Here is a 21122-nt window from a genome sequence, read left to right on the forward strand (position 1 = left end):
CACCCGTAAGATCGCCGATCTTCAGCACGGCTCAGACTGGCAGATGATCACTCGGCGCCACCACCGATTACGGGCCAGAGCCGTTCACACTGGACAGACCCGATCGACGAGGAGCCCCCGGATCAGCCATTGGCGGTCAGCTTGGCCGTGGGGATGAGGATCTTGCGGCCGATCCGGACGGTGGGCAACTCGGCGCGGGCGACGGCGTCGTAGGCCGGGCGCTGTGGGTGCCGATGCCGGACGACTGGCCGGACAGAGTGAAGATCTGTAGCGGCTGGTGATCGGCCGCGTACAGTTGGCGCATTGCCGGGACCCGCCGGGCGTGCTTGTGTTGATCATGACACGGAGGAGAGTCCCGAAAGAAGGATGATCATGAAGCGTCTGGCTCGTCTGGTCGCGTTAGCCGCGGTCCCCGCGTTCGTGGGGGTGGTGCTCTCCGCGCCACCTGCCCAAGCGGCATATCCTGCCTATTCCTGCACCAAGCTGACGTCAGAACCCAACCCAAATCAGCAGGTGGTGGGCACGGGGTGCACGCCTCTTAACGGGGCGCCTGCGGAAGGCTTGGTCAGGGAGCCCTACATCTCCTGGCCCGGGGGACTCATCCAGTGCCTTAGCGCGAGGGTGACTCCCAGCGGGGACAACGTCACCGTGCGCGGGAGCGCGTGCTCGGGACGACTCTGACTATACGGCTCTGCAGCCTGGTCAGGTACCGCTTTAGAGCGTGGCCCGATCCTCGAGTGTCGAGGTCCTCGGGGGGCTGGCGCTCCATGAGCTGTCGTGGCCGAAAGGACGTGGTTGCCGTCGACGTTGTAGGCGTGGACGAGGTGCCGGTGTTCGGCTTGCGCGCGCAGTTGCTCGACGTCGGCGTCCAGGGCGAGGGCACGGCCTCGCTTGAGCGGGTCGGTACCGATGAGCTGGTCGAACTCCTCGGTGTAGCCGGGCAGGAGGTTCATCGGGCGGTGGTTCCAATCCGAAGGCGCCCGGCCCGGCGGGTCAGCAGGCAGGCGAACGACACCGCGACATCCTGCCCGTTAGGGGAGGCAAGAGCGCAGCGCGCATGTCGATCAGTTGGCGGACCGGCAGGTCGGCTTCGGTGGGGTAGTGATTGCCGCGGCCCGCCCGTTCGCGAGTGAGGTAGCCGGCCTCGTGCAGATCTTTGATGATGGACTGCACGGTGCGCTCAGTGATGCCGATGCCGGCGGCGATGTCCCTTATCCGCGCCAGGGGGTCGCGGGCGATCTCCAGCAGGGCGTTGTTCAGGCCTGCGATGTCCAGCGTGTTGACCATGGTGGAGATCTGGACTGAGGTGGGCAATCCGATCGCGCAGGTGCTGATCACGCACAATGCGTTGACGACGGTTTCGGGGGATCGCAGAGGCCGGCCACGGTTCCGTTGCCGTTGTTGATCGCGTCCCGGTTGACGTTCACTGCCGCGGGGACGGTGTACCTGCGGTTCTCCCGGCTGGTGTCGGGGACGGCAACGCTGGACGCCTCCTGTGTCGGATCGGCGGCGTGGGTTCCGGATTGAACAGATCGCTACCGTTCTTCGCTGGCCGCTCAGCGGGCCACCCGCTGGATGGCCCGCGATCGAATCAGGCGACCTTGGATTCGCTCGCCTTCCACGTGTTGCAGGCGGCGGGTTTGCCGGTCTTGTAGCCCTGCTCGAGCCAGTAGAGACGGTTGGAGGTCTTCCCGCTGTACTTGTTCTTCAGGAAGTTCTCCCAGAACAACTTGCTCTTGGCGGTGGGTTTCCAGTCCTTCACCACTCTGCGGAGCGCCTTCGCCGATACGCCCATGAAGCAGTCCAGCTGCAGGTAGTAGCGACGGTTCTGCTGGTTCATCTCGGCGTCCGAGGCGTCGTTCTGCATGGCCACCCAGGCTTGGCCGATGCCGGTCTGGCCTGTCACGACGCCGCTCCAGGTCTTGGCGATGGAGGTGAACACCTCCGCGTCGCTCTTGGCTTTGATCCAGTCTTTGGCCAGCCGTACGTGGATCTCGGTCTCGCAGATCTCGGAGAAGGAGACGTCGACGTCGAGCCCGGTCGAGCAGGATCGCTTGTCGTCGGCCTCCTTGAACGTCACCTTGACCTGCTGGAAGTCCTTGATCGCGGGCTTCCACGCCTTGTTCAGACAGCCGACCAGGTCGGTGACGTATTTCTTGGTGGAGGAGGCGCTACTGCCTTTGGCCAGCTTGCAGCCGACGCTGGCCACTTTGGCCTTGTAGATCTCGTTGCGGGTGAGCTCGGGGGCACCGGTGACCGGGCCGGCGTACGCAACTCCGGAGAAGAGGAGCATCCCAACGGCAGCACCAGAAAGGGGGCGAAGAATCACGATGTGGATCATAGGGTCTTCGGCGCGTCGCCGACACCCGTCATGACACGCCTGCAGTGAGCTGTGCGTGCAAACGCCCCCACAGACGGAAAGCAGGTCGTACTTGCCGATCGGCCTTGAAGGCGGGACTCTCTTAGCGCTAGACGACGGCCGTCCGCGCCGATCTTCAAAAGAGCTTTCGGATCGAATCACGATCAAGGGCGTACGCTACTCCACGCTCATCAAGAAGTGCGCTTCCTCCCGGATGCGGCGAATCGTGCTTCAGGCCTGCCAGGGCGGCCTGCGGATCTCAATGAAGATCCTTGTCAGTGCCGCCAGGATGAACAGATAGGCCGCAACCTGGACGACCACCGGCTCGTGCGCCAGACGGCTGGGCCTGGAGCTCGCGAGGCCCTCCAGGGCAGCGACGGTGAGCACGCCGGGCGCCGCGGGGGCCACCCGTAGCTTGCAGTTTGTTGCCTGCTGCGGCCTGCGCCAGCGTGGCCGCCGAGCACGGTTGGCAAGATCCCGGTTACCGGAAGTACCCCGTCGGGCCGTCGAGGGACCAGCCCGCCTCAGTCCCGGCGGGCTTGCCCGCGGTGATCCGCCACTTCGACTCGTTGTCGAGTGCAGGCGGTAGATGCGCTTGGAATCCTCGCCCGTCTTCTTGATGTGTGCGACGACGCCCTCGTAGACGAACCTCCCGCCTGCGATGAGTCGCGCCCGCTCACTTTCGCTGACCGTGAGGATGTAGGACGACACGCTCTTGTGCCGGAGCCGGTACGTCGGCGCGCTGCCCGGGAACGCATATATCGCGACTTGGCCCAGCGACGTGCCGGTCTTCTTGAAACCGTGGACAGCCTGCGCCCGTCCAGCCTCGGCCGCGCTGGCGGTATAGAAGAATCCCTTGCCCTGCGGCGTCATCATCTCGATGAGCTGCGCGGACGTAACCGAAGGCTCGGCCGCCGAGTAGGCCGGACCGCCGCTCAGCAGCATCATCGCCAGCGCCGTCGCCGAGGCAAGGCCTGAGGCGATGACAGAACGCCGACGAATCACAAAGCGTGTTGCAGACACCTTTGCTCCCCCTATCGATGGTTGTCGACATCATCCGCATGATGTCCGGATGATCACACCGCAGGACTCCAGGGAGGCAGAAGCACCGGCTATCCAGTAGATGGAAGACTGGTCGCGTATTCGGGATGGCGGAGAACAGCGCAGCAGGATAAAAGCACCCTGCAAACTCTTCACCATCGGCACCGTCTGGTTCGCCGTCGCCTCCGCGCTGTGCGGGCTGGCACCTACTGTCGAGGTCCTCATCGCCGCCCGCGCCCTGCAGGGGGCGCGCTGCTCACGCCCGGCTCGCCGGCGATCATCCAGGCCTCGTTCGTGCGTGGCCAGCGGCCGCGCGCCGTGGGCACCCTGGTCCGGGCTGGGCGGCTTGGCCAGCGCGATCGGCCCGCTGCTCGGCGGCTGGTCGTTCGGTTGGCGGTGGGTGCTCCTCATCAACGAGGCCTTCGCCGGCGCTCAAGCATCTGCCGAGACGCGCGATAAGCAGGCCGCCTGGCGCTTCGACGTGCTCGGCGCACTCGCGCTGACCGCCATCACCTACGGGCTGACCCGCCCGCACACCCCTCGTGCTCATTGCCCGGGCGCCTGCTCGCGGCCGCGCTCACCTGGGTGCAACTACGGCGCTCACCGGACGCCCTCGTGCCAGCCGGCATGTTCCGCGACCCGTGTTCAACACTGATCGTGTACGCGGCCAGGGGCGTGGTCTTCCTGCTGGTGCTGCAACTCCAGAGGTTTCCCTGTTCGCCCCCGATCACGGCGGGCTCATCGATGCTGCCGGTCACAGCGCTGATGCTGCTGCCGGCCCGCACGGGGTGAGGTGCCATGCGCATCGGGCCGCGCTGGCACATCACGATCGCATCCTGGTGGCCGGAGCAGCGTTCCTGCGGATGCGCCGCTCAGCGACCTCGATGAGCAGCTACCGGCGGCAGGCAATCACCCGGCGATGACTCCACCGAGGCAAAGCCACGCGCGAAAGAGAGTTTGAGAAGGTCGAGCACTCTGGTTGGCGGAATGCCTGCCGGTCCGGGCTTGGCCGGCTGCGGGAAGTCGAGTGACCAGAGGGCTCCCAATGAACGATTTCGTGCCGAGAATGACCGCGCCGGTGATGGCCAGAGCAAGGACGGGACAGCACCACGAGGCTGCCGTTGTTGCATGAGGCCCGGACACCATCCGTGCGCCATTATGCGTTGTCAGGACACTTCTGTCGTGCGAGGTCTGCGGTCCCCTACGCGCCGCAATCCATAGTCAAGCCATCGCCTTGTTCCTCCGGTGGCAGCAACGTCTGTGGCGGGGGAGGGTCGGTGCCTGGTGGCCGGGGCAGGATTGTGCCGGCCACCAGGCGTGCGGGTCAGGGCTGGAGGAAGCAGATCGCGCTGGTGACGACCTTCGTGCACTTGACGTGGCCCGTGCTGGAGGCGCGTTGGCCTGCGCTGTCGGAGACGGTCAGTTTGATGCGGTGGGTGGCGGTGACGGGCGGATAGGTGTGGGTTGCGGTTGCGCCTGTCGCGCCTGTGCCGTCTCCGAAGTCCCAGTGGTAGCCGGCGATCGCGCCCTCCTCATCCGAGGAGCCGGTTGCGTCGAAGGAGCAGGCGGACTGGCGGCATCGGCCGGCGATCGCGGCCGTGGGCGGCAGGTCACCGGCCTTGACCAGACGGCGGGCGGCGTTGGTCTTGCCGGAGTTGTCGGTGACAGTGAGCAGGACGCTGTAGTAGCCGGCCCGGGGGTAGGTGAGGGAGGCGGTCTTGCCGGTGGTGGTGGAGCCGTCGCCGAAGTCCCAGGCGTACCTGGTGATGGTGCCGTCGGGGTCGGCGGAGGAGCCGGCGTCGAAGGAGCAGGTGAGATTGGCGGTGGAGCAGGAGCTGGTGAACGACGCGGTGGGCCGGCCGGGGTCGGCGGACCCGGCGGGGTAGTCCTGGGTGGAGGCCACGTTCAGCAGCGGCTCGCGGATGGAGTCTCCGGAGTCGTCACGCCAGTCGGAAGAGCCGGTGTCGATGAGCCGCTGGCGGATGGACAGCACCTGGTCGCGGTTGGTGGCGCGGTGGCCGGAGGCGGTGAGGAGCCCGGCCGCGCCGGCGACGTGTGGTGCTGCCATGGAGGTGCCGCTGAGGGTGGCGTAGCCGCCGTTCTTGTGGGTGGAGTAGATGCAGGTGCCGGGTGCGGCGATCTCGACGGCGGCGCCGAAGTTGCTGAAGTCGGCCAGCGTGTCGTCTTGGTCGGTGCGGCAGGTGGAGGCGGCGCGGCCGCCCGGCGCGCCGTCGAAGTCGGCCAGCGCGGAGACGGTGACCACGTCCGGATGGTTGGCGGGGGAGAAGGTCCGGGCGTCCTTGCGGTTGTTGCCCGCGGCCACGACGAACACCACGCCCTTGGCGACGGCACCCGCGATGGCCTGGTCGAGTGCGTCGGTGGCGCAGTTCTCGCAGCCGAGGCTCATGTTCGCGACTTCGATCTCGCCGGCGTGGGCGGCGACCCAGTCCACCCCGGCGGCGACGCCGGACAGCTGGCCGCTGCCTTGGGCGTTGAGCACCTTGACCGACCACAGGCGGGCGCCGGGGGCGATTCCGGTCACGCCGGTGCCGTCGTCGCGGGCGGCGGCGGTGCCGGCGACGTGGCTGCCGTGGCCGTGGTCGTCGGCGCCCGCGTTGTTCTGGCAGGTGGTGGTGTTCAGGCAGTTGGTGCGCGCGACGACGGTGAGGTCGGGGTGGCTGGCGTCGATGCCGGTGTCGATGATCGCGATGTCGGTGTCGGCGACGTAGTCCTCAGTTCCGTTGATCTTGAGGTTGGGGTTGGCGATGGCGCCGGCCCGGCGTATGCCGGTGGGCACGGCCTGGTCGGTGATGGACATGATCTGGTCCGGCTGGACGGAGGTGACGCGCGGGTCGCGGCGTAACGCCTCGGCGGCCGCTGGGGTGAGCGTGGCGGAGAAGCCACGCAGGGCGTGCCGGTAGACGTGGCCGGTCTGGCCGCCGTGCCTGCGCACGTGGCGGGCGGCCACGTCGGCGGGGTCGATGCCGGCGTCGCCGAGCAGCACGACGTAGCCGGCGAGCGGTTCGGGTGCGGCCGATGCCGGTGTGGCGAAGGGTGGCGCCACCAGGCCAACGGCCAGTCCTGCCCCGGCGATCAGGGCTTTGATGCTGCGCACGAAGGGGTCTCCTTCACTGGGGGGTGTTGAAGAGCACCTTGCGTGACGTCCGATAAGGGAAACAAGCCGGGGAATACTACGTATTGACCGCTTGTCACTCCGGGAGTTCGAGGCGCACCTGGTCTCTGGCGCTCACGCCGAGCTTGCGCATGACGCGGGCGACGTGCTGCTCCACGGTGCGCGGTGACAGGAACAGCACTTCGGCGATCTCCTTGTTGGTACGGCCCAGCGCCACCAGCCGGCCCACCTCGCGCTCACGTGGCGAGAGCCGGGTGCCGTACCCGCGGCGGCCTCGCCTGGGCCGGGCGCCGCCGTACTGCCGCAACAGGCTTGCGCACCGGGCCGCGTCCCAGGTGGCGCCGAGCGCGGTGAACAGTCCGGCGGCGGCCGTCACCTCGGGCAGGCCGCCCGGCAGCGTGCACCGGCCCGCGTTCTCCAGCGCCCTGGCCTGTTCGTAGGGGCGCGAGACGGCGGCCAGCGCGGCGGCGGCGCGGGTGAACAGCTCGGCCGCCTCCGGCCTGCCTGCCGCCGCGGCCAGAGCCGCGCGGCCGTGGACGGCGACCGCGTGGGCGTAGGGGCAGTCCCGCGCGCGCACGTCGGTGGTGAATTCCTCCAGCAGCAGGCGGGCCTGGTCGGCGCGGTCGTGCGCGAGCATCGCCTCGACCGCGGCGTCGACCAGCTCACCCGCCCAGGCCCACACGCCCTTGGCGCGGAACACCCGCAGGGCCTCCTCCAGTTCGCCCGGCCACTGGCCGCGTGCGGTCGCCAGCCGGATCCGTCCCGCCGTACCGAGGGTGTACTCGATGCCGTACCAGCCGAGGCAGCCGTCCAGGCCCGGTGTGGCGAGCAGGTCTTCGGCCTCCTGCCATTCGCCCCTGGCCAGGGCGAGGTGGCCCAGGACGAGGGCGGCGTTGGCGGTGGCCGCGGGCCGGTCGGCGTGGGTGGCCAGGTGGTGCTGAGCGCGCTCGGTCAGTCCGTCGCGCCGGCCGGTGGCCCAGGCGTGGTAGAGGCTCACCTCGGTGATGCGGGCGCGCGGGTAGGACGGCCCGGTATGGCGGGCCAGTTCCTCGGCGCGCCGCAAGTAGCCGGCGGCGGGGCCCGGGTGTCCCAGCGCCATGGCGGGTCCGGCCAGGTTGCAGTAGCCGCGGGCCAGTTGCAGCCGCTCGGCCGGACTCGGCGCGTCCTCGGGCAGGTCGGCCGCGATCGCCCATGCTCGGCGGTCGCCGATCTGCATCAGCGAGCCGGCCCGGTTGACCCTCGCTCCGGTGAGCAGCGCCCGGTCTCCATGCCGCCGCGGCAGTGCGCGTTCGGCCTCCTCCAGCCACCACAGGTGCTCGGCCAGCGGGGCGGCACCGCCGTAGGGCAGGGCGAGCGCCGACATGGCCCGTGCCGCCAGTGCCGGCCGCCGGCGCAGCTCCCGGGCGGCACGGGCGAGCTCGCGGCGGCCGGAAGTGTCGCCCGCCTGATTCATCATCAGCAGACCGAGGTGGAGCCGGAGCTCGCCGCGCACTCCCTGCGGCAGCAGCGGGCCGGCCAGGATCGTCCGCAGCAGGGCGATGGTGTCCTCACCGCCGAGGCCGGTGATCGCCAGACGTCCCAGCCTGCCGGCCAGCGCGGTCCGCTCTCGCGGCGGCAGGTCGGATCCACCCAGCAAGGTGTGGAGCAGGCTCACCGCCCGCGCCGTGTCGCCGGCGCGTACCGACTGCTCCGCGGCGCGTGCGGCCTGCCGGGCCGCCGCGGCCGGTTGCCCCGAGGCGCGAAGGTGCGCGATCAGCTCTTCCGACGGTGCGCCGTCGTCCTGCTTGGCCAGCGCCGCGGCCGCGTGCAGGCGGGAGCGGTGTGCCGCCGGGACGCTCGCCGCCACAGCCCGGCCGAGCAGCGGCGGCGCGAAGGCGAACGTGCCGTCCTCGCGGCGCAGCAGCAGCTTGGCGGCGACGCCGTCCAGCAGGGCCGCCTGCGCCTCGCGCGCGGGCATCCCGCAGATCCGCGCCACCAGCGAGACCGTGGCCACGCCACCCGCCGGACACAGGGTCGCCGCCGCCCAGATTGCCGTTCGCGCGCGGATTTCCAGGTCGGCGAGCCTGCCCCGGACGATCTCCAGGATCGCTGCCGGAGTCTGTCCCGCCGGGCCGGCCAGCATCTGCTCGACATACAGCGGCACCCCGCCCGTCAGCTCACACAGCTCCTGCGCCCACGGGCCGGGCGGGCGGCCCGCCAGCGCCGCGACCTCGTCGGGCGACAGGGGACGCAGCTCGATGTGTTCCACCACGCCGGCCGCCGACCCCATCCGCGCGCTCAACGGCGGGCGTTCGCCCGGAGTGAAGGTCAGCAGGAGCGCGACCCCGGGCGGTGGCCTGCTCGCCAGGCAGCGCAGCACGCGAACGGAGTCCGGATCCGCATGGTCGACGTCCTCCACCACCAGGAGCACCGTCTCTCCCAGGGCCGCCAAGCTGGCTTGAACCGCTCTGCAGACGCTGTACGCGCTGCCGGCGGCCACGTCCCGCGCACCCAGGCGGGCCAGGAGTTCCCTGGTCACCACGTGCGGCTCCGGGGGCAGGCCCCGGCAACCCACGACCACCTTGGTGGCAGTGTCCGACTCGGTCAGAAGACGGCGAGCCAGCCACGTCTTGCCCAGGCCTGTCTCCCCGCTCACCAGCACCGTCACCGGGCAGCCCGACAGGAGAGAACGCACCCGATCCAGCTCACGCTCCACCGACGACCACACTCCGTCTCCCGGGGTACCGGAGCCAGACAATGATCGCGACGGCGTGATCACGGTGCACCCGGTAGCCTCCGTCAGCCCGGTGGGATGAGGTCGTTCTTGGCAACCGGGACGGCCAGGTGTTCGGGCAGGTTGAACGTGGCCCGTTCTCTGGGCAGCCGGCTCAGCACGGGGTTGAGGTGGGTGAGCGTCAGCCGCTGGAGGGCGGGCAGCTTGGGCGCCACGATCTCGTACTTCTCCAGGTCGATCCACTGCACGATCTCCCGCACGTCGCCGGGGATCTCGTCGCCCTCCTTCTGCACGGGGACGCAGAGCTGGCGGCTGAAGGTGACCTTGGCGGGGGCGTCGGGCAGGTGGGCCAGGCGCGGGTTGAGCTGCCCCAGCCTGAGCTCCACGTTGAGCGCCTCCTCGGTCTTCACCAGGTAGCACGCCAGGTCGAGGTGCTGGACGACGTGCAGGATCTCCTTGGGCGGGAAGAACTCGTCCTTGGCCACCGGCACGCACAATTGCTGGAGCTCGACCATGGTCACCACATGCCTGGGGGCGCCGAGCTTCTGCAGCACCGGGTTGAGGTGGCTGAGCCGCAGGTCCTCGCTGATCCGGTTGTCACTGGCGACCTGGTAGCACGAAAGGTCCACGTACTTGAGGTAGGGCAGCACGTCGCCGGGCGGGACGACGCCGTTCTTGGTGACCGGGACGCACAACTGCTGCCTTTCTCCCAGGGTGACCTTCTCCGGCGGCAGCTTCGCCAGGACCGGATTGAGGTGGCGCAACAGGAGCGTCACCGGCTGCGTGGGGACGTACCGGTCGGTCCTGAAGCACTCCAGGTCCAGGCTCTCGGCGAAGGCCAGCGGCCTGGGCAGGGCCGAGGCCGAGGCTTGATTGCCCAGGCCGACGACGCCGACGAGCAGCAGAAGAGCGGCGGCGAAACGCGCTCCACGGGTCCGTGGCACGATCATGCCTTTCTGCCGGGGGGAAGCGGTTGCCCGCAGCATCCCGCCGGGCACCGGGCAGAGCAACAGATATGGCCACAAGTGGTCAGATCAAGAGTTGCTTCGGTTCCACCACACCACGCCGCAGGGCAGCGACGTGCTCTCCATCGTCGCTCCCAGCCAGGATCAGGAGAAGGACGACCGGCCTGCCGTACGCTCCACGGCGAGAAGCAGTCGGAGGACATGAAGGCGCCGAAACCCGCCTGCTCGGTCGCGGCGATGGCTTCGAGCAGACGGTTCGGATGTACCTGTTCGTGCGATGCGTGCAGACCGTAAAGCGGCATGGATCCCACGGTGCCGCGAGAGCGGCCCGGTGAACGCGCCGTCGTGCAGACGTGTGGTGCATCTGCTGCGCGCCTCGTTCCGGTACGCCGGCCGCCAGCACTGGGGCGCCATCGCCAAGGCGCTCAAGCCGGTCTACACCGCCCCGGCCGAGGCCGCAGCGCTCGAGCGCTTCTATGAGTTCGCCGAGTTCTGGGGTGGTAGGTATCCAGCGATCGTGAGGTTGTGGGAGCAGGCCTGGGCCGAGCTCGTACCTTTCCTCAACTTCGATACCGAGATCCGGCGGGCGGTCAAGGCTCGCGGCCACTTCCCGAATGAGTAGCCCGCACTGAAGGGACGCAGACGCTGGATCACCCGCTGGAAAGCCGTCCTGAACGCTGTCGCCAGCACCATCGAAGGCCGTCTGACCCCGACCACCTGCTAACCAATCAAGATCGATCTCGATGTCGCCAAGTTGTTCGACTCCGTGCCGTGGGACCTGATGGTCAAGGCAGTCGAGGCCAATATCACCACCGAGCAGCGTTGGGTATTGCCGTATGTGAAGCGATGGCTGCAAGCCCCGCTGGCACTGCCCGGAATGCGGGCCGTAGTTTCCGGCTTTTGCCTTGGCTTGATGGAGTCTTGGTGGCGTTGGTGGGTCAGGCGGTCTCGGAGGGGATCGGGGAGTTTCTCGGGCAACTGGCGGGGCGGGCGTCCCGGACCAGGTTGTGTTGCTCGCCAGTCCAAGTGTTGATCAAGCCGTCTGCGGGCAGATCTCGTGGATTCACAGTGGTTGCCGTTCTGATCTCCTCGACGGAACGGATCTCCGCATGATCGCTCGCGTCACCCTTGCCGGGTGTACAGCCCTGGACCTGTTCACCGCCCCGGCAGCGGCTGCCGCCCCAGGGCTCGCGCGGCCCGCACCGTGTTCCGAGCCACCCCCAACCGCCGAGCGATCTCCTTGATAGGCACGCCCTCCGCACGACGCAGCCTGCCGATCTCCGCCCAGTCCTCCACGTTGAGCACACCCCCAAGCGTCCAGACCCGGCCTCACCGGGGGTCAGATTCAAGAAGCGCTACAGGGCTCAGCTTCCAAGGAGCAGCAGCAGCACACGAGGCTAGTTGCTCCTCCCTTCATGGCGATGCGAAGCGCCCGCCCTGGTGAGGGCGGGCGCTTGCGCCTAGCCGGAGTGGATCAGACCGGGCCTGGGCGGTGGCGACGAGGTCGGCCAGGAACGGGTCGGTGGTGACGTCGGTACCCGGTCATGTCGCATTGACGAGCCAGCCGACTGAGTGGTCAGTGGCCGTTCCACCGAGATCCGCCCGGATACGTAGCCCGCCGGGTTCGGGCCCGGTCAGCCTGCCTCGCAGCTGCCCTGGCCTCCGGTCGACGTGCAGCTTTGCGATGGCGACCGCAGAGGCCGGTGGATCTCCGAGTAGTGCGAAGCCCGCCGCAGGAACAGCTCGCGACGGTGGTGGTTAGCCGGCGCCACAGTTCCCGCACGTTGGGGCGCGGCCGGGCGGGCGAGGTAAGACTGAGGCGGGAAGGCGTGCCTGGACATCGCGTACACGACCGTGCCGGGATGCGCTCGGGTGACGGTCAGAGCCACGTCCACCAGGGTCAGGCCAGTGCCGACGACCAGGACAGGTGTGCCGTCTCCGATCACATCCGGAGCATTGCCCGCCCACCGGGGTCGGCGAGGTCGCGGGCGACGCTCTGCCTGTCTGTGGCGTGTTGGCGGCTGGCAGCGAAGAGCGACCGCCGGCGGGGGCGCGTCGCGTTTGACGTGACACATGATTCCCGAACAGGGACCAGCTGGACGAAGGCCCGGCCCTCGACGTGGAAGAGGGCCGGGCCTTCGTGTTCAGGTGAGAGGGCCGTGCCCGGTGGCGGCCCGGCACGGCCCTTTGTTCGCCGGTGAACGCCTGTTGCCACGGCGTCCGGCGAGCTGTGCGGTCGTCGCGGTGGTGAGCCGGTGAGGTGGACGACCGTGTCCCTGGAATGTCCCCAGCCCCGTACGGCGGATGGGGCTGGGGCGGCTTGCCGTAACGGAGACGACAGCAACGAGAAGCCGCGCGAACGATCAGTGGGCGGCGGCGAACTGCTCCTCTTCGGTGGAGCCCTTGAGGGCGGTCGTGGAGGAGTCGGGCGCGATCACGGTGCTGACCAGGTCGAAGTAGCCGGTGCCGACCTCGCGCTGGTGGCGGGTGGCGGTGTAGCCGCGGGTCTCGGCGGCGAACTCGGCCTCCTGCAGTTCGACGTACGCCGTCATGCCGTCGGCCGCGTAGCCCTGGGCCAGGTTGTACATGCTGTAGTTCAGCGAGTGGAAGCCGGCCAGCGTGATGAACTGGAACTTGTACCCCATGTGCCCGAGTTCGCGCTGGAACTTGGCGATCGTGGAGTCGTCGAGGTGCTTCTTCCAGTTGAAGGACGGCGAGCAGTTGTAGGCGAGCATCTGGTCCGGGTACTCGGCCTTGATCGCCTCGGCGAACTCGCGGGCGACGTCGAGGTCGGGCGTGCCGGTTTCCATCCAGAGCAGGTCGGAGTGGGGCGCGTAGGCCAGGCCGCGGGCGATGCAGGCCTGCACGCCGTTGCGCACCCGGTAGAAGCCCTCCGCGGTACGGTCCCCGGTGGTGAACCGCTGGTCGCGCGGGTCCACGTCGCTGGTCAGGAGCGTCGCGGCCTGTGCGTCGGTCCGCGCGATGATCAGGGACGGGACGCCGGCCACGTCGGCGGCCAGGCGCGCGGCGTTGAGCGTCTTGATGTGCTGGCCGGTGGGGATGAGCACCTTGCCGCCCAGGTGGCCGCACTTCTTCTCGGAGGCGAGCTGGTCCTCCCAGTGCACGCCCGCGGCGCCGGCGGCGATCATGCCCTTCATCAGCTCGAACGCGTTGAGCACGCCGCCGAAGCCGGCCTCGGCGTCGGCCACGATCGGAGCGAGCCAGTGGGGGGCCTCGATGCCCTCCGACCAGGTGATCTGGTCGGCGCGCAGCAGCGCGTTGTTGATGCGGCGCACGACGGCGGGCACGGAGTTGGCCGGGTACAACGACTGGTCGGGGTACGTCTGTCCGCCCAGGTTGGCGTCGGCGGCGACCTGCCAGCCGGACAGGTAGATCGCCTGCAGCCCGGCCTTCACCTGCTGGACGGCCTGGTTGCCGGTCAGCGCGCCGAGGGCGTGGACGTAGTCCTCGGAGTGCAGCAGGTTCCACAACCGCTCGGCGCCGAGCCGCGCCAGCGTGTGCTCTTCCTGGACCGACCCACGCAGCCGGATCACGTCGTCGGCGCTGTAGGTGCGCTCGACGCCCGCCCAGCGGGGGTTGTTCTCCCAGTCCTGCCGCAGCTCCTCAGCCGCTCCCTTGAGGCGATCGTTCATGTTCGCTCCTTATGTCGTCCCCTGGGTGCTTGCTGCTGAGTCTGTGCCCCGCCGTACCGCTTCCATAGAGGTTTTTCTAAGCGAAGAACGCTCAGATTTCTGCTAGAGAAAATACTGAGGCGTATTCGATGCAGAAAAGTTCGCGAAGTTTTCCTTTGGCCTAGACCAATCGCGGGGCGCCGGGATCTGCGTCCGCAACCCCTAGAAGAACCGGCGTTTTTCTGTCTAAGCTCAGCTCATGGCCTCGCTGGTGCGCGAAGAACCGCTGTCTTTGACTCAGGAGCTCGATCTCCTCGCTTTCGGGCAGCGGCTCCGTCACCTGCGCAAACAACGCGGGCTCACGCTCTCCGACCTCGGCGAGCGTGTCAGCCGGGCACCCAGTCAGCTCTCCCTGCTGGAGAACGGCAAGCGCGAGCCCAAGCTGTCACTGCTCAAATCCCTGGCCTCCGCGCTCGGCGTACCCGTCGAGGAGCTGCTGCGCCGCCAGGCCCCCAACCGGCGCGCCCAGCTGGAGATCCAGCTGGAGGAGGCGCAGCGCGACCCCATCTACGCCGGTCTCGGCCTGCCGCGGCTGAAGGTCTCCGCGCGCGTACCCAACGACGTGCTCGAACACCTCCTCGGCCTGTACGGCGAGCTGCGCGCCCGCCAGGCGAGGGGCACGGCGACACCGGAGGAGGCCCGGGCCGCCAACGCCGAGCTCCGGCGCCGCCAGCGGGAGCTGGGCAACTACTTCCCCGAGATCGAGAAGTCGGCGGCCGAGGCGCTGTCGGCCGTCGGGTACCGCACCGGCGCCCTGTCGCAGTCGCTCATCCAGGCCCTCGTCACCCATCTCGGCTACACGGTTCACACCGCCCAGGACCTGCCCCGATCGGTACGCTCCATCACAGACCTCCGCAACCGCCGCATCTACGTCAAGCACGAGCAGCTCGGCATGCACAGCCCGCGCACGATCCTGCTGCAGACCCTGGGCCACCTCGCGCTCGGCCACGACAAGCCGCGCGACTTCGCCGACTTCCTGCGCCAGCGCACCGAGGCCAACTACTTCGCCGCCGCCGTCCTGGTCCCCGAGCGGGCGGCGGCGCCGTTCCTGCTCGAGGCCAAGCAGGACCGGGCCCTGTCGGTGGAGGACCTGCGCGACGTGTTCGCCGTCTCCTACGAGATGGCCGCCCACCGCTTCACCAACCTGGCCACCCACCACCTCGACCTGGTCTGCCACTTCGTCCGCAACGACGCCGGCGGCATCATCTACAAGGCCTACGAGAACGACGGCATCGTCTTCCCCGCCGACGAGCAGGGCGCCATCGAGGGACAGCGCATGTGCCAGCAGTGGTCGGGACGGCAGGTGTTCCTGTCGCCGGATCGGTTCTCGGTCTTCTACCAGTACTCCGACTCGCCGACCGGGACCTACTTCTGTGTCGCGCACGTGGATCCCTCGCGGGAGCGGGACTTCGCTATCACTCTCGGCGTGCCGTACCGGGAGTCGCGCTGGTTCCGCGGCCGGGAGACGACCAGCCGCACCAAGTCCAACTGCCCGAACGGCGACTGCTGCCGCCGCCCGCCCGCCGAGCTGGCCGAACGCTGGGAGGGCTACGCCTGGCCGTCGGCTCGGGCCAACTCCCACGTGCTGGCCGCGCTGCCGCCCGGTTCGTTCCCGGGCGTGGACGAGGCCGACGTCTTCACCTTCCTGGAACGGCACGCGGCGCCGTAAGGCCGATCGATAGCGCGCCCCGCGACGTCTCGACCCGATCAAGGTCAGGTGGGCGCCGGCCGGCACCGTGGGCTGCGACGTCCAGCGACCCTGCCGCCCTGGGGGGCTTTGCCGGAAATCGTGCGCCTTAAGCTGGTAGGCGTGTGGTCGACGGGGGAGGGGTCGCGTGCTGCCTGAGGTGGAGTCCTGGTGGCGTCGCCGTACCTTCTCCGCGTCCGACTGGCCCCTGGGACGCCTGATCGAGGCGAAGGGCGGCACGTCCATCAGCGTCGTCCTGCCGGCCCGTGACGAGCGCGAGACCGTCGGGGAGATCGTCGGCGTGCTGCTGCGCGAGCTGCCCGATCTGGTGGACGAGGTGGTGGTGATCGACTCGCGCTCCACCGACGACACCGCCCTGGTGGCCGCGCGGGCGGGCGCCGCCGTACACGCGCAGGATGAGATTCTGCCCGCCCTCAAGCCGCTGGACGGCAAGGGCGAGGCGCTGTGGAAGTCGCTGGCCGTGACCTCCGGCGACCTCGTCGCGTTCGTGGACTCCGACATCCGCAACTTCCAGTCCTCCCTGGTCACCGGGCTGCTCGGGCCGCTGCTCGCCCACCCCGGCCTCGCGTACGTGAAGGGCTGCTACGACCGCCCCCTGCGCGGCGCGCCGACCGGCGGCGGGCGCGTCACCGAGCTCGTCGCCCGGCCCCTGCTGAACCTGCACTGGCCTGAGCTGGCCGGGTTCATGCAGCCGCTGGCCGGGGAGTACGCGGGGCGCAGAAGCGCGCTGGAACGCGTGCCCTTCATCACGGGGTACGGCGTGGAGCTGGGCCTGCTGATCGACCTGCTGTCGCTGGCCGGTCTGGACGCGCTCGCCCAGGTGGACCTCGGCGCCCGCGAGCACTCCCACCAGTCGACGGAGGCGCTGGGCGCGATGGCCTCCCAGATCATGCTCGCCGCCTGGTCACGGCTGGAACGCGAGTCCAAGATCCAGGCGGTGCACGAGCCGTCGACCCGCCTGACCCAGTTCCGCCGCACCCGCACCGGCCACCACACCTCCGACCGCGACGTCACCATCTCCGAGCGCCCGCCCATCCTCACCGTGGACGGCTACCGCCCCTAGGGTGCCGTACGGTCGCGTGGTGGCGGGAGGGCGGCGGCGACGAAGGCGGCGACGTGCTCGCGCATGTCCTTGTGCGCCGAGGCCTCCTCGCCCAGCATGATCCGGGCCAGCTGCGGCAGCATGGACGGCAGTAGCGCCAGCCCCGTGAGCAGGAACATCGTCCTGGCCGTGCCGGTGGAGGGCGCCTGTCCGAGGCCCTCGGCCAGGGAGGCGTTCTTGCGCGCGCACCGCTCGACCCTGACCTCCTGGCCGGGCAGCAGCTCCTGCCCCCGGTAGTTGAGCGCCTCCCACATCAGCAGCCGCACGAGCTGGGGGTGTTCGGCGTAGTAGGCCGACAGCCGGTCCACGTACGCGGCCGGGTCGGCGCCGGGCAGGGCGATCTGGGCGGTCAGCTCGTCCAGCGCCTCGGTGATGACGGCGTCGAAGAGCTTCTCCTTGTTCCCGAAATGCCCGTAGATCCGCTCTTTGTTGACCCCCGCCCGCTCGGCGATGCGATCGACGCGCGCCCCCGCGATGCCGTACGCGGCGAACTCCTCCCGCGCCGCGTCCAGCAGGGCGGCCCGGGTGGCGGCGGTGGAGACGTTGGGTGCCATGCCCGGCATCCTACAGCATCCAACTGGTTGGTTGACATCCAACTAGTTGGTTGGCTACGGTCCGATCTCATGACTCTCCTCGGCATCTCACCGGAGGCGGCGGCCGAGCCCGCACCCCGGCGTTACGCCCCCTTCGCCCCTACCGTGACCGCCTTCACCCTCGCCGCCATCCTGGTCAGCGGCCAGCTCTACATCGTCATCCCCCTGCTCCACGACATGGCCACCGCCTGGACGACCACCACCGCCTCCCTGGCCTGGCTGGTGACCGCCTTCGCCATCGGCTACGGCATCGGCTTCCTGCTGTTCGGCCCGCTGTCCGACCGCCTCGGCCGTCGCAGGCTTCTCCTGTACGGCCTGCCGATCGCCGCCCTGGCCACCGCCGCCGTCACCCTGAGCCCCACCCCGGAGGCGGCCATAGCGCTGCGCCTCGTCCAGGGCGTCGCCGTGGCCACCTTCCCCCCGGCTGCCCTGGCCTACCTGGCCGAACGCGTGGACCCGAGGCGCCGGGCCATCGCGATCTCCGCGGTGACCGCCGCCTTCCTGGTCTCCGCCGTACTCCTGCAGGTCGGCGCCCAGCTCCTCGTCCCCCTGACCGGCTGGCGCGCCCCCTTCCTCGTCTCCGCCGCCGGACTGGCCCTGTCCATGCCGGTCATCCGCGCGATCATGCTCCCCGACGCCCCGCGCCCCGCCGCGGCCTCCATCCTGGGCGCCTACCGGGCGCTGCCCGGCCTCCTGTTCCACCGCGCCCTGCTCCCGCGCTACCTGGCCACCCTCATCCTCATGATCGGCTTCGTCGCCGTCTACACCGCCCTCCAGCTCTACGGCGTCACCACCTCCCCCTCCGAACTCCTTGCCCTGCGCGCCGCCGGCCTGCCCGCGATCGTCCTGATCCCAATCCTCATGCCCTGGCTGAGCCGCATGCCCGCTCCGGCCAGAGCCGCCGCGTTCCTGGTGACAGCCGCCCTATCGGTGGCCGCGGTAGCCGTCACCACCCCCTCCTCCACGTGGCTCGCCATCCTGCTGGCCCTATACGTGGCCGCGATAGCCGGCGCCCTCCCCGGCCTGAACGAAGCCATCTCCGCCACCGCCGGCCCCGCCCGCGGCAGCGCCCTGGCCCTGTTCTCCTTCTCGCTGGCGGTCGGCGGCGCCATCGGCCCCCAGATGGCCGCCGCCTTCCCTTCCTTCACCCCTCTCCTGTACGGCGTGGCCGCCACCATGACCCTCGCCGCCCTGGCCGTGGTGGCCTCCACCCGCACCACCCGCCCCAGCTAACCCGTCACTCCGACCTCCGCGCCCGCCCCCGACCCAAACCTCGGCACCCCGCCCGGACACCTCCCACATCGCCCAAAGCCCCCTGCACCCCCGCACCCCCGGGCTGCCGGTGCCGCACCCCTCGCCCCCGCGCCCCGCGCCCCCGCGCCCCGCGCCCCCGCGCCCCGCGAAGCCAACCGCCCTCGAACCACCGCCGCGCCCCCGCGCCTTGCCCCGCCGCGGCCCGGCCCGCCCTGCCCCACCCGCCCCGGCGCTCCCCAAGGGCTCTCTCGACTCTGAGGCGGCCCGGCGGCCTCGCGCATCGCGAAACCGGCAGCTCTGAGCTGGCCATCCCGCGGGAGACCGACCTCGGGCCAGCGCGCTTCCCATGACCGGCGATCCCCACAAATTCGGGAAGGTCGACTCCGAGGGCCCCAACATTGTGCGCTTGTGATTGGACAACTACTGTCAAGAGAGGAGGGAAGGAGGAGTCATGGTCGACCAGGTCCGTCCCATCGTTCTCTTGCTCGCCCGCATAGCCATAGGTGCGATCTTCCTCGTCCACGGGTTGGTCAAGTTCACCGGCGGCATAGGCGGCACCACCGCCTTCTTCGAACAGATCGGCATACCTCTGCCAGGACTGGCCGCGCCCGTGGTCGCCGTCGTGGAGGTACTGGGCGGCGCCGCGCTGATCCTCGGCGCCGGACTGCCGATCGTGAGCGTTCTCCTCGCGCTCGACATGCTCGGCGCGGCGGTGTTCGTGCACTTCGCCAATGGTTTCTTCATCGACAAGGGCGGCTTCGAGTTCGTCCTGGCCCTGGCCGCCGGCGTCCTGGCCGTCGGCTTCACCGGTGGCGGCGCGCTCGCCCTCGACAGCCTGTGGCAGCGCGGCCGTACCACCACGAACGCCGGACCGAGCGCCCCCGCGGCCTAACGACGGCGGGGGAGCAGGCCGCCCACGGTGACGTCCGGGCGCTCGACGCGGGCGTCCGGTAACAGGGCGGAGGCGTCCAGACCGGCGTGGTTCAGGGCTCGGCCGAGTGGGTTCAGGGGTTTCAGGAGGGGTTCGCACTGGGCCGGGGGCGTGCCCATCGAGTACGCCAGCGAGCACAACCACATCGCCAGGTCGTCGCTCTGGCCGTTGAGGTCGATGCGGGCGCGGAACGTCCCCGAACGCGGGTCGTAGGCGTTGGCGGCGTTGTTCACGGCCAGTGGGGCGGTCTGGAGGAACGTCTCGATCGAGGCGCGCTGCCGTACCAGAAGCCTGGTGATGTGGGCGAGGTCGCGGGTGTTCGCGGTGATCTCGGCGCGGTTGTCGTCGACGAAGCCGGCGACCTGGGTGAGCGTGCGGGACAGGCCCTTGAAGACGGCGCGCAGCTCGTCGCGTTCGGCGTTGAGCCGGCCCGAGGCCGTGGCCAGGTCGCGCATGAACGCGCGCACATGCGCGTCGTCCTCGGCCATGGTGCCGGTGATCAGCGCGAGGTTGCGGATGGTCTGGGAGAACTCATCCCGGTTGCCCGCCAGCGCCGCGGCGGCGTCGGACAGGCTGCGCACGCTCGCCCCGACGGTCGCGCCCTGGCCGCCGAAGGTGTCGGCGGAGGCCTTCAGCAGGCGCGACAGCGAGCCGTCGGCGTTCGCGCCGTCGGGGCCGAGTGCCCTGGTCAGCGTGTTGAAGCTGCGCAGCGCCTCGTCGATCTCGACGGGTGTCCGTCCCGCGGCGAGGGTCGCGCCGTCCCGCAGAACCGCACCTCCCGTGTACGGCGGAGCCAACTGGACATACCGATCGGCCACCACCGACCTGGCCACGATGACGGCCCGCGCGTCCGCGGGCACCTTGCGGCCGGCGTCGTAGGCCAGATCCACCCGCACCCGGTCGCCGACCGGCGTCACGGCCGTCACCTCGCCCACCTTCACGCCCAGGATCCGCACGTCGGAACCGGGATACAGGCCCACGACCCGCTCGAAGTGCACGCTCGCCCGCACGGTGGACGCGGGCCGGAGCAGCAGGAAGCCGGCCGCGCCCAGGAGGGCGGCCAGGAGGGCGGCGAGCCAGCGGTTCATGGGGGGCTTTCGACGGGGGTGGGATGGTGAGCGAAAGGCTACCGAGGGTGACTGACATTCGCGGGGGCTTTCCGGCCTGGCGGCGCTGACTACCGGCCGGTAGGGTGTTACCGGCGGTAACTTTTCGGCCTGGGGGATCCGTGGGCGGGTGCGCATGCCTGTTCCGGACATGCGGGCATTCGGCATCCATGCGGCTACGCCGTACCAGGAAATCTCAGGGAGCAGCGAGATGAGCGGCTTTTGTCCGGAGCTCAGTGGTGATGTGCGCGAAGTGCGGGAGTGGGTGCGGACCTTCGCCCGCGACGTCATCCGCCCCGCCGGCGCCGAATGGGACGAACGCGAGGAAACCCCCTGGCCCGTCATCCAGGAAGCCGCCAAGATCGGGCTGTACTCGCTGGACTTCTTCGCCACCCAATGGTTCGAGGAGAGCGGGCTGGCGCTGCCGGTCGCGTTCGAGGAGATCTTCTGGGGTGACGCCGGGATCGGCCTGTCGATCGTCGGGACCGGGCTGGCCGCCGCCGCGCTCTCCGCGAACGGCACGCC

General features: G+C 69.7%; 16 protein-coding genes and 2 pseudogenes. 8 read left to right on the top strand and 10 right to left on the bottom strand.

Annotated features, from left to right (window positions below; genetic code table 11):
- Positions 1 to 993: 993 nt before the first annotated feature.
- The 3 genes from ACFWYW_RS56190 to ACFWYW_RS56200 form a co-directional block, all read right to left on the bottom strand.
- Positions 994 to 1338, bottom strand: a complete 345-nt coding sequence (locus ACFWYW_RS56190; protein ID WP_379627751.1) for a helix-turn-helix transcriptional regulator — start codon at positions 1336 to 1338, stop codon at positions 994 to 996.
- 253 nt (positions 1339 to 1591) lie between these two features.
- Positions 1592 to 2329, bottom strand: a complete 738-nt coding sequence (locus ACFWYW_RS56195) for a hypothetical protein (protein ID WP_379627753.1) — start codon at positions 2327 to 2329, stop codon at positions 1592 to 1594.
- Positions 2330 to 2590: 261 nt separating this feature from the next.
- Positions 2591 to 3382 (bottom strand): hypothetical protein, encoded by a 792-nt coding sequence (locus ACFWYW_RS56200; RefSeq protein ID WP_379627755.1) that lies wholly within the window; start codon positions 3380 to 3382, stop codon positions 2591 to 2593.
- A 100-nt stretch (positions 3383 to 3482) separates the two neighbouring features.
- On the opposite strand from ACFWYW_RS56200, the gene ACFWYW_RS56205 reads away from it, so the two are divergent.
- Both ACFWYW_RS56205 and ACFWYW_RS56210 read left to right on the top strand, forming a co-directional pair.
- A complete protein-coding gene (locus ACFWYW_RS56205; RefSeq protein ID WP_379627757.1) occupies positions 3483 to 4055 on the top strand; it encodes a hypothetical protein in 573 nt (190 codons plus the stop codon).
- A 2-nt stretch (positions 4056 to 4057) separates the two neighbouring features.
- Positions 4058 to 4192: a hypothetical protein gene (locus tag ACFWYW_RS56210; protein WP_379627759.1), complete on the top strand. Its 135-nt coding sequence runs from the start codon at positions 4058 to 4060 to the stop codon at positions 4190 to 4192.
- 532 nt (positions 4193 to 4724) lie between these two features.
- On the opposite strand, the gene ACFWYW_RS56215 is transcribed toward ACFWYW_RS56210, so the two are convergent.
- The 3 genes from ACFWYW_RS56215 to ACFWYW_RS56225 form a co-directional block, all read right to left on the bottom strand.
- Entirely contained in the window at positions 4725 to 6515 is a 1791-nt protein-coding gene (locus ACFWYW_RS56215; protein WP_379627761.1) for a S8 family serine peptidase, read from the bottom strand.
- Between the two features lie 94 nt (positions 6516 to 6609).
- A complete protein-coding gene (locus ACFWYW_RS56220) occupies positions 6610 to 9228 on the bottom strand; it encodes a LuxR C-terminal-related transcriptional regulator (protein WP_379627764.1) in 2619 nt (872 codons plus the stop codon).
- An 83-nt stretch (positions 9229 to 9311) separates the two neighbouring features.
- Positions 9312 to 10196, bottom strand: a complete 885-nt coding sequence (locus ACFWYW_RS56225; RefSeq protein ID WP_379627766.1) for a hypothetical protein — start codon at positions 10194 to 10196, stop codon at positions 9312 to 9314.
- 357 nt (positions 10197 to 10553) lie between these two features.
- Here ACFWYW_RS56225 and ACFWYW_RS56230 point away from each other — a divergent pair.
- Positions 10554 to 10935, top strand: a pseudogene (locus ACFWYW_RS56230) (transposase); the annotation flags it as partial.
- Between the two features lie 446 nt (positions 10936 to 11381).
- Here the strand turns inward: ACFWYW_RS56230 and ACFWYW_RS56235 are convergent.
- Positions 11382 to 11516: pseudogene (locus ACFWYW_RS56235) on the bottom strand (sigma factor-like helix-turn-helix DNA-binding protein); the annotation flags it as partial.
- 1058 nt (positions 11517 to 12574) lie between these two features.
- The gene (aceA, locus tag ACFWYW_RS56240; RefSeq protein WP_379617990.1) at positions 12575 to 13864 is read right to left on the bottom strand and encodes an isocitrate lyase; all 1290 of its coding nucleotides are present in this window, start codon (positions 13862 to 13864) and stop codon (positions 12575 to 12577) included.
- A 238-nt stretch (positions 13865 to 14102) separates the two neighbouring features.
- On the opposite strand from aceA, the gene ACFWYW_RS56245 reads away from it, so the two are divergent.
- A complete protein-coding gene (locus ACFWYW_RS56245) occupies positions 14103 to 15572 on the top strand; it encodes a helix-turn-helix domain-containing protein (RefSeq protein WP_379617988.1) in 1470 nt (489 codons plus the stop codon).
- 166 nt (positions 15573 to 15738) lie between these two features.
- Entirely contained in the window at positions 15739 to 16674 is a 936-nt protein-coding gene (locus ACFWYW_RS56250) for a glucosyl-3-phosphoglycerate synthase (RefSeq protein ID WP_379617986.1), read from the top strand.
- Here the strand turns inward: ACFWYW_RS56250 and ACFWYW_RS56255 are convergent.
- The gene (locus ACFWYW_RS56255; RefSeq protein ID WP_379617983.1) at positions 16671 to 17267 is read right to left on the bottom strand and encodes a TetR/AcrR family transcriptional regulator; all 597 of its coding nucleotides are present in this window, start codon (positions 17265 to 17267) and stop codon (positions 16671 to 16673) included. The genes ACFWYW_RS56250 and ACFWYW_RS56255 overlap by 4 nt on opposite strands.
- Positions 17268 to 17336: 69 nt before the next feature.
- Between ACFWYW_RS56255 and ACFWYW_RS56260 the strand changes: the two genes are divergently transcribed.
- Positions 17337 to 18539: an MFS transporter gene (locus tag ACFWYW_RS56260; protein WP_379617981.1), complete on the top strand. Its 1203-nt coding sequence runs from the start codon at positions 17337 to 17339 to the stop codon at positions 18537 to 18539.
- Positions 18540 to 19011: 472 nt separating this feature from the next.
- Complete coding sequence (locus ACFWYW_RS56265) at positions 19012 to 19452, top strand: DoxX family protein (protein WP_379617978.1); 441 nt, start codon at positions 19012 to 19014, stop codon at positions 19450 to 19452.
- On the opposite strand, the gene ACFWYW_RS56270 is transcribed toward ACFWYW_RS56265, so the two are convergent.
- Positions 19449 to 20579 carry an MCE family protein gene (locus ACFWYW_RS56270; protein ID WP_379617976.1) on the bottom strand — a complete coding sequence of 377 codons (1131 nt, stop codon included), beginning with the start codon at positions 20577 to 20579 and terminating at the stop codon, positions 19449 to 19451. The two genes, ACFWYW_RS56265 and ACFWYW_RS56270, sit on opposite strands and share 4 nt — an antisense overlap.
- Before the next feature lie 229 nt (positions 20580 to 20808).
- Between ACFWYW_RS56270 and ACFWYW_RS56275 the strand changes: the two genes are divergently transcribed.
- A partial coding sequence (locus ACFWYW_RS56275) for an acyl-CoA dehydrogenase family protein (protein WP_379641406.1) occupies positions 20809 to 21122 on the top strand: 314 nt, incomplete at its 3' end.

The sequence above is a fragment of the Nonomuraea sp. NPDC059023 genome (assembly GCF_042740095.1).
Classification (GTDB): domain Bacteria; phylum Actinomycetota; class Actinomycetes; order Streptosporangiales; family Streptosporangiaceae; genus Nonomuraea.